At 30.0% G+C, this 1,577-nt stretch carries 2 protein-coding genes; both read left to right on the top strand.

What is annotated here, in order from left to right:
• A partial coding sequence (locus TY19_RS10430) for a transposase (RefSeq protein ID WP_042282362.1) occupies nt 1–351 on the top strand: 351 nt, incomplete at its 5' end.
• Between the two features lie 335 nt (nt 352–686).
• Nucleotides 687–1,577: BTB/POZ domain-containing protein (locus TY19_RS10425; protein ID WP_042282360.1), on the top strand; the 891-nt coding region annotated here is incomplete at its 3' end.

Genomic DNA, 1,577 nt, shown 5'->3' with positions numbered 1-1,577 from the left:
GAAAGCTTTATAGCAGCTAAATGCCAATCTAAAATTTTTGCTCCTTTTTGCTATACAGGAACGTGTCATACGATCTTATTTAATACATGGTTAGAAAAAATATTAATTCCAGAGCTTAAAACTGGACAAGTGATTATTATGGATAACGCTACTTTTCACAAATCTAAAAAAACCAAATATCTACTTGAACAAGCCGGATGTAAAATTTTATTTCTTCCCTCCTATTCACCTGATTTAAATCCAATTGAAGTTTTTTGGGCAAATTTTAAACAATTAGTTCGGTTAAATTTAAACAGATTGTCAAATCTTGCAAAAGCCATTGATTATTCCTTTTGTCAAATATCCACGTAAGTGCACAATTAAATTCAATTAAATATAATATTGTATCCGTCTGAATTAACGCATTTTCATAACTAATCTAATAGGCTTAAGTACCTTCGTACTAAAGATCAAACTTTTGTATTTAAACTATATCGATTCTTACGAGTTTTTAATAGTATAATACAAACAAGGGATTAAATATTTGAAATTTAATTAAAGCTTAACACATGCTTCATCTATGATGAATAAAAACAATTTTTATTTTAAACCCAATTAATTTCATTAATATTTAAATGATTTTTATTCGTATAATATTATAAATAATATACAGTTTATTCTTATTTGAATAATTCAGGTGGTAAATTTTGAATACACACAATAATATTAATACTCCCACAGTCAATCCACATGTTCCTTTTTATAACCTATCGAACGAACATTTAAAATTTTCTGAACGCATTGTTTTATTATGCAAAATAATTTTTCAAAGCTTCCTAAATCTCTTCTTTAATAATGTCAACAAGAAGCAACTTCAATCACAGTGGAGAGAAATTTTCTGGGGAACAAAAGAAATTGCCGTTTCTAACGACGCTACAAATCACAGATTATGTTCATTATTATCAAGTTTAAATCCCAGTTCTTCTTTGCCAAAGACTCGCCAACAAGGAAGTAATTATCCTGCCAGTGAAAATAAACTTGCAACAGACTCTCCAAATACTTCTGCGGACTTAAATCCTTCAAATAACCTTTCCTCAGAAGAAATTGAGTCAACAATTCAACCTTCTGTGCTTTTGTTTTTACCTTCAGGATTTAAATTGAACTTTCAAGATGGCACTTTTTTGCATCTTTCTAGTTCTCAACTGGATTTGTTAAAAGAACAATCGCCCTATTTTAAGAATCTGTGGTCAGGCAATTTTAAAGAAACTCTTCAAACTCCTCTTGCTTTGACCCAAAAAGAGTTTACTTGTCTATTCCACTGCTTGCTAGATGCTCATTTTAAAGTTCCCTTAGAAGAAATCCCTTCTATTATTCAACGAGCCGATTATTATCAACTAACAGAAGTGGTGAAAAATTTAGAACAACAGCTGCTTGATGGGTATAAATCAGAGAAATTTGAGCTATTTAATTCCAGCGAAGACAGTCTAGTAGAATTAAAAGAACTTTTGAATTTTGCCCATCAATATCACTTAAACGCTTTAAAAAATTATTTAGAATCTACAGTCGTGAGCACCTTATTAAATCAGACGTCTGATTTA

It is taken from the genome of Candidatus Protochlamydia sp. R18 (assembly GCF_000648255.1).
In the GTDB taxonomy this organism is placed as follows: Bacteria; Chlamydiota; Chlamydiia; order Chlamydiales; family Parachlamydiaceae; genus Protochlamydia; species Protochlamydia amoebophila.
Note: the sequence above shows the minus strand (reverse complement) of the source record. Positions and strands in the feature narration are given on the sequence as shown.